This is a genomic window from Sphingomonas albertensis (assembly GCF_014358075.1).
GTDB lineage: Bacteria > Pseudomonadota > Alphaproteobacteria > Sphingomonadales > Sphingomonadaceae > Sphingomonas > Sphingomonas albertensis.
This window is the reverse complement of the sequence record NZ_JACONT010000068.1, coordinates 1-6,773: the sequence shown is the minus strand read 5'-3', so window position 1 is coordinate 6,773 and position 6,773 is coordinate 1. Positions and strand designations below refer to the sequence as shown.

The following is a 6,773-nucleotide window of genomic DNA, read 5'->3' as shown; positions in this document are numbered from 1 at the left end:
GGGGGGGCGGGGGGGGGGGGCGCGACGATCGTGCGGGCGTTCGAGGTTCCGGGGTTGGAGGAGGCGCCGTTGCGCGCGCCGCGGATGACGGTGGTTGCGGCCGGCTCCGGTGCGGCGTGGCGGCAGGCGGCTCTGCTCTACAGTGTGGATGACGGGGTGAGTTGGGTGGCGGCGGGGGCAACGGCTGCGCCTGCGGTGTTGGGGACGACCGCGGTCGTTGCGTCGGGGGCGCCGGCGACGTTGGTCGACCGTCGGGGGGTGTTTGAGATCGTCCTGGCGCGTGCGGACATGGAACTGGGTGATGCCGATGCGGCGGCGCTCGATCGCGGGGTCAATCTGGCGCTGATCGGCAACGAACTCGTCCAGTTCGCGCGGGCGGAACCCTTGGGTGGCGCGCGGTGGCGGTTGAGCGGGTTGCTGCGCGGGCGGCGGGGGAGCGAGGCGGCCGCTGGCACGCAAGCGGTCGGGGATCGGTTCGTGCTGATCGAGGCGGAGGTGGCGCGGGTGTTCGACCTGCCGGTGTCGGTGCTGGGGCGCGAGGTCCGGGTGATGGCGTCGGGCGTGGGCGACGCGACCCCGATCGAGACCCGGTGCGTGATGCGCGGGGCGTCGGTGGTGCCGCCGTCTCCGGTGCATCTCGGCTGGCGAGGCGAGGCGGATGGCGGCGCGACGGTGCGGTGGACGCGGCGGAGCCGGGCGGGATGGCGCTGGATCGACGGGGTCGACGCGCCGCTGGCCGAGGAAAGCGAAGCGTACCGGGTGACCCTGACGACGGGAACCGGTGTGCGCGACATCGATGTCACGGTGCCGTGGATCGTCCTCAGTGCGACGGAGCGGAACGGGCCGGTCGGCGTCGCGGTGCGGCAGCGGGGCGTGTTCGGCGAATCGCTGGCGGCGGAACTGATCGTACCGGCCTGATAATCGAACGGGGGAACGAATGATGAGCGACGACACCACACCGCGGCTGGCATTGCCGTTGTTGCAGCCCGGGCAGGCGCAGAAGGAAACGACGCATAACGAGGCGCTCGCGCTGCTCGACTTGGCGGTGCAGGCGAGCGTGCTGGCGGTAGGAACCGAAGCGCCGCCGGCGAACCCGGTGGCGGGGAACGCGTGGATCGTCGGCGGCGCGCCGACCGGCGGATGGGTCGGGCAGGCGGGGGCGGTTGCCGGATGGACGAGCGGCGGGTGGCGGTTCGTGGCTCCGCGCGACGGGATGGCGGTGTGGAGCGTGGCCGACGCGCAGGTCGCGCGGTTCGCCAGCGGGGCGTGGACGCTGGGTGTGCTGGCCGGATCGCGTGTGTCGATCGGCGGAGTCGACGTCGTTGGCGCTCGGCGCGAGGCCATCGTCGAACCGTCCGGCGGACCCGTCGTGGACGTGGACGCGCGGGCCGCTATTGGCGCCATTTTGGCCGCGTTACGGGGGCACGGATTGATTTCGATCTGAAACCCCCGAAAACTGTGTCGTTCCAGCAACAGTATCAACTTTTGTTAGCTTGCGTGGAAACAAGGCCGAGGATAGGGAGTTTGCGATGTCCGTGTGACACTCATGAAAGGGGATTTAGTATGCGGAAGCTTGCCGTCGTTCTGGCACTCGCCTCCACCGCACTCGCCACTCCCGCCCTCGCCCGCGACAAGTCGTGGTACGTAGGCGTCGAAGGCGGTGCGATGATCGTTGAAGACATCGACTATGATATCGGCGCATTGAACAATGCCGGTTCGGTCGATCATGACTATGGTTACGATGTCGACGCCGTAATGGGCTACGACTTTGGCGGTTTCCGCCTCGAAACCGAAGTCGGCTACCGCAAGGCAACCGTGGACGGCTACTCGTCGACCACGACCACGCCAGTGTTTGGCCCGACCGGTGCACGCGGTAACGCGGCAACCGGCAACTACGACTATGCCGGTGGCTCGTCGTCGGCTCTCAGCTTCATGCTGAACGGCCTTCTGGACTTCGGTCCGGACGATGGCATCCAGGGCTTTATCGGCGGTGGTGTTGGTGTTGCTCGCGTCAAGGCGCAGTATGCACTCAACAACAACGGCGACTTCCTGAACGACTCGGACACCGTGTTCGCGTATCAGGGCCTGGCCGGTATCCGTGCACCGCTGACCGACCACATCGACGCGACGCTGAAGTATCGTTTCTTCAACGCCGAGAACGTCAAGCTGGTCGACGTTTCGAACCGCGTGTTCGACGGTCGCTATCGTTCGCACAGCATCCTTGGTGGTGTGACGTACAACTTCGGCGAGCCTGCTGCTCCGCCGCCGCCGCCGCCGCCGCCGCCGCCGCCTCCCCCGCCTCCTCCGCCGCCGCCGGCGCCGGTCGAAGTGGTCTGCTCGCCTGGTCCGTTCATCGTGTTCTTCGAATGGGACAAGTCGGACATCACGCCAGAGGCAGCGTCGATCCTCGACAACGCGATCACGCAGTACCAGTCGTGCGGCAACGCACAGGTCATGCTCGCAGGTCACGCGGACAAGTCGGGTTCGGCTTCGTACAACGTCGGTCTGTCGCAGCGCCGCGCAGATGGCGTGAAGGCATACCTGTCTTCGCATGCCATCCCGGACAGCGTCATCTCGACGGAAGCATTCGGCGAGAGCCGTCCGCGTGTCGAGACCGCCGATGGCGTTCGCGAAGTGCAGAACCGTCGCGTGGAAGTCACCTACGGTCCGGGTTCGGGCCAGTAAGACTTTCGCCAACCGGCTCTCGGGTCGGTTACGGAATGAAGATCGGGGAGGTCAGCGCAAGCTGGCCTCCCTTTTCTTTTGTGCTTTGCGCGGGGGTGGCCGATCGCGAGGGCGGCGGCTTGGGCTGGCGTAGATTTGGTTCACGCGGAGACGCGGAGACGCGGAGAGTAAGAGCGGAGATGGCTCGTTCCGGGTAAGCGCACCCGCGATGCGGCTTTGGATGATCGGCTTCGCCAGAGCGGGGCCATGGCGGGAAGCGCTGTCCAAGCCCTTCTTCTTACTCTCCGCGGCTCCGTGCCTCCGCGTGAACAAAATCAACGTTCGGACTCTTCGTGACGGCGGCGTTTGGCGGAACGCCGATGTGTTCACGCGAAGGCGCAAAGGCGCGAAGAGGGTTTGCCCGTGGCGGCGTCGATCGCCTTCTCATGGAATTTTGGGCTGCCGCATGCGTGCGAGGCTGAGCGCGGGGCCGGGGAACATATCTTTGCGCCTTCGCGCCTTCGCGTGAACACATCTATCTACCCTTCACCGTAGTGGCTCGTGGCTATATTGGGGCGGGCCTAGCGAGGAGATGCAGATGAAACCGCTGATTGGCCGGGATACGCAGCTGTGCATGTCGCTGTCAGCGCGGCCGGGGAATTTCGGGACGCGGTTTCATAACCGGCTGTACGAACTGACCGGGCTGGATTTCGTCTACAAGTCGTTCTCCACCACCGACCTGGACGCGGCGATCGGCGGGATACGGGCGCTCGGGATTCGCGGATGTGCGATCTCGATGCCGTTCAAGGAGGCGGTGATCCCGTTGCTCGACGGGCTGGCGCCGACCGCGGGCGCGATCAACAGCGTCAATACGATCGTCAACGACGGCGGCGTGCTGACCGGGCACAACACGGATTATGGCGCGGTGGTCGATCTGGCCGCGGACCTCGACCGGGCGATGCCGTTCGTGGTGCAGGGCTCGGGCGGGATGGCGAAGGCGGTCGCGGCGGCGCTGAGCGACAGCGGGTTTCGCGACGGCACGATCGTTGCGCGGAACGAACGCGCGGGGCGGACGCTGGCCGATCTCTATGGCTATCGCTGGGCGGCGATGCCTGAAGGGACTGTGCCCTTGCTGGTGAACGTCACGCCGCTGGGGATGACCGGGGCGGATGCCGAGGCGCTCGCGTTTCCGGCGGCGATGATCGACGGCTGCGCGGTGGCGTTCGACGTGGTGCAGTATCCGATCGAGACGCCGTTCCTGCGCGCGGCGGCCGCGGCGGGAAAGCGGTGCATCACCGGGGCGGACGTCGCGACGTTGCAGGCGGTGCAGCAGTTCGTGCTGTATACCGGGGTGACGCCGGATGCGGCGCAGGTGGCGGATGCCGGCGCCTGGGCGCGCGCGCATTCTTGAGTGTCGGAACGTTCGATCCTCCCCCGCCAGGGGGAGGTGGATCGCGTAGCGAGACGGAGGGGGAGGTCGACGATGACCTACGTTTCGTGTCCTCCCCCTCCGTCACCTTCGGTGCCACCTCCCCCTGGCGGGGGAGGATTGTGAGGGGCTCGTTAGGGCGTTTCTGTCAGTGCTGCGGCCAGCCAGGGGGGCGTGAGCGCGTCGCCGAGGGCTTCGACGCGGCGGTGTTCGACCATCAGGCCGAGTTCGGGATAGGTGACGCGGGTTCGGGCGCTCGGTTCGGTGAACGGGGCGACGACGAGGCGGCGGTTGACCTTCGAGCGGTGGTGCATCCGGGCGGTGTTCTCCTGGCCGACGTAACACCCCTTGGTGAAGCTGACGCCGTTCAGCTCGCGCGCGTTGCATTCGAGCCAGAGCGTCTCGCCGCTGCCGAGTTCGCCGACGCCTTCGGTGACGCCGAGCGACAGGCGATGCGCGTGCCAGCCGGTCGCGGGGTCGCCGGCGGGGCCGAGCCAGCGGTGGCCGAGGTCCGCGAGGCGGGGGTCCGGCACGCCATAGTTCCCGGTCGGGGACCAGTGGACCTTGGCCGCGTCGGGCTGGAGCGTGATCGCGCGGCGCAGGCGGTAAAGCGACAGGCGCTTCGTCAGCGCTTCGGCCTGCGCGGCCTCGACGTCGATCAGCACGTCGTCGCCATCCGCCCAGAGGATGAAGTCGAACAGCACTTTTCCCTGCGGCGACAGCAACGCGGCCCAGGCTGGGGTGTCCGGGGTGAGCAATACCGTGTCGGCGGTGACCAGCCCTTGCAGGAAGCCGTGCACGTCCTCGCCCGAGACGCGGATCACGCTGCGGTCGATCAGCATGGTTGGGAGAATGGCGGGGGGCGTCGTTGCGGGAGCGGGCTGTTCCATCGCTACCACCTAGTGCGCGTGGGGCGATTTCCAAGCGCGGGGCAATTTCCAACAGCCGTGCGGCTGGCATCTCAGCCACCGCGCCGATAGGAAGGCGGCATGACCGAGCGCCTCACGATCCGCCGCCCCGATGACTGGCATGTCCACCTGCGCGATGGCGCGATGCTGGAGGCGGTGGCGGGGCATACCGCGCGGCAGTTCGCGCGCGCGATCATCATGCCGAACCTGACGCCGCCGGTGACCTCGATCGAGGCTGCCAAGGCATATCGGGGGCGGATCATGGAGGCGGTCGGGGATGCGCCGTTCACGCCGCTGATGACGTGTTATCTCACCGACGGTACCGATCCCGCCGAGCTCGAGCGCGGCTATGCGGAAGGCGTGTTCACCGCGTGCAAGTTGTACCCCGCACATGCGACCACCAATTCTGCGCACGGCGTGACCGATATCCGCACGCTGACCGGGGTACTCGAGACGTTGCAGCGGATCGGCATGCCGCTGCTGATCCACGGCGAGGTGACAGACAAGTCGATCGATATCTTCGACCGCGAGGCGGTGTTCGTCGAGCGCGTGCTGACGCCGCTCGTCCGCGATTATCCGGGGCTGAAGATCGTGCTGGAGCATATCACGACCGCAGAGGCAGCGGCGTTCGTGGCCGAGGCGGACCATCCGATCGCCGCGACGATCACGCCGCAGCACCTGCTGATCAACCGCAACGCGCTGTTCGACGGGGGGCTCAGGCCGCATGCCTACTGCCTGCCGGTGCTGAAGCGCGAGACGCACCGGCTCGCGGTGCGGCAGGCGGCGGTGTCGGGATCGCCGCGGTTCTTCCTAGGGACGGACAGCGCGCCGCACGTCGTCGGGGCGAAAGAGTCCGGGTGCGGGTGCGCGGGGATCTTCAACGCGCCGTTCGCGCTGGAGGCGTACGCGCGGGTGTTCGACGAGGAGGGCGCGCTCGACAAGTTCGAAGGGTTCGCCTCCGAGCATGGCGCGCGGTTCTATGGGCTGCCGTTGAATGAGGGCACTGTGACGCTGGTGCGTGGGGATGCCGAAGTGCCGGCGTCGATCGGCGCGGGGGAGACGGCCGTGGTGCCGTTTCTCGCGGGGACCAATGTGGGGTGGCGGTTCGAGGGGTAGGGCTGCTCAGAGGCACTTGAAGCGGAGCGGGCAGGTGCGTCCAGAGCTTTAGCGGCGTGCTCAGCTATCGGTTCTCCCCTCCCTGGAAGGGAGGGGCTGGGGGTGGGTTGGCCCGCTTTGGTCGCGAGCGTTCGGACGAGATGAAGCTGACCCACCCCCTGCGCCTTCCTCCCAAGGGAGGGGAGCCTGTCGCTTAGGTAGCGATGGTCATCTACAGCGTAGAAGGTGGCGCCGTCAGCCGATCCAGCCACAGTCGCGCTTCCTTCTGCTCGCCGACCGCGCTGGCGCTGACCGGGCCTCGCGCGGCGAAGAAGTCGCGGTGGAGCGCAAAGGGCTCCATCATCAGGCGCTCACGCATCGCGTCGATGTCGGTACCCATCTCGGTGAGCGCGTCGATCGTCGGGGCGATCGCGGCGCGGACGCGGCGGTCTGCGGTGCGGTCGAACAGGCCTAGCGATCCGGACGCGGTCTTTTCGAGCGCTGCCAGGAGGGTTTCGTGGTAGTCGGTTTCCAGGTCTTCGCGCTGGGCGTCTAGACGGGCGAGGCGGTCGGGTTTGGCCATCTGTTGGGGGGTAGCGCTTGGGGTGGGGGCGTCAACTCGTGGGCTGGCTTTGGCGCGGTGGCATACGCTGAAGTCACGGTTTGGGCGCCCGCCC

General features: G+C 67.5%; 7 protein-coding genes. 5 read left to right on the top strand and 2 right to left on the bottom strand.

Features of this window, described 5'->3' with window-relative positions; translation table 11 throughout:
• The 4 genes from H8S47_RS18345 to H8S47_RS18330 all read left to right on the top strand — a co-directional run.
• The coding region (locus H8S47_RS18345) for a GTA baseplate fiber-binding domain-containing protein (protein WP_459565430.1) at positions 1-918 on the top strand (918 nt) is incomplete at its 5' end.
• A gap of 22 nt (positions 919-940) precedes the next feature.
• Positions 941-1,444 carry a DUF2793 domain-containing protein gene (locus H8S47_RS18340; protein ID WP_187505213.1) on the top strand — a complete coding sequence of 168 codons (504 nt, stop codon included), beginning with the start codon at positions 941-943 and terminating at the stop codon, positions 1,442-1,444.
• Positions 1,445-1,563: 119 nt separating this feature from the next.
• The gene (locus tag H8S47_RS18335; protein WP_187505212.1) at positions 1,564-2,685 is read left to right on the top strand and encodes an OmpA family protein; all 1,122 of its coding nucleotides are present in this window, start codon (positions 1,564-1,566) and stop codon (positions 2,683-2,685) included.
• Positions 2,686-3,256: 571 nt separating this feature from the next.
• Positions 3,257-4,075, top strand: a complete 819-nt coding sequence (locus tag H8S47_RS18330; protein WP_187505211.1) for a shikimate 5-dehydrogenase — start codon at positions 3,257-3,259, stop codon at positions 4,073-4,075.
• A gap of 152 nt (positions 4,076-4,227) precedes the next feature.
• Here the strand turns inward: H8S47_RS18330 and ygfZ are convergent, their stop codons facing one another.
• A complete protein-coding gene (gene ygfZ / locus H8S47_RS18325) occupies positions 4,228-4,983 on the bottom strand; it encodes a CAF17-like 4Fe-4S cluster assembly/insertion protein YgfZ (RefSeq protein WP_235983049.1) in 756 nt (251 codons plus the stop codon).
• A 99-nt stretch (positions 4,984-5,082) separates the two neighbouring features.
• Here ygfZ and pyrC point away from each other — a divergent pair, with 99 nt between their 5' ends.
• Positions 5,083-6,117: a dihydroorotase gene (pyrC, locus tag H8S47_RS18320; protein ID WP_187505209.1), complete on the top strand. Its 1,035-nt coding sequence runs from the start codon at positions 5,083-5,085 to the stop codon at positions 6,115-6,117.
• 211 nt (positions 6,118-6,328) lie between these two features.
• Here the strand turns inward: pyrC and H8S47_RS18315 are convergent, their stop codons facing one another.
• Positions 6,329-6,679, bottom strand: a complete 351-nt coding sequence (locus H8S47_RS18315) for a hypothetical protein (protein ID WP_187505208.1) — start codon at positions 6,677-6,679, stop codon at positions 6,329-6,331.
• Positions 6,680-6,773: the final 94 nt, after the last annotated feature.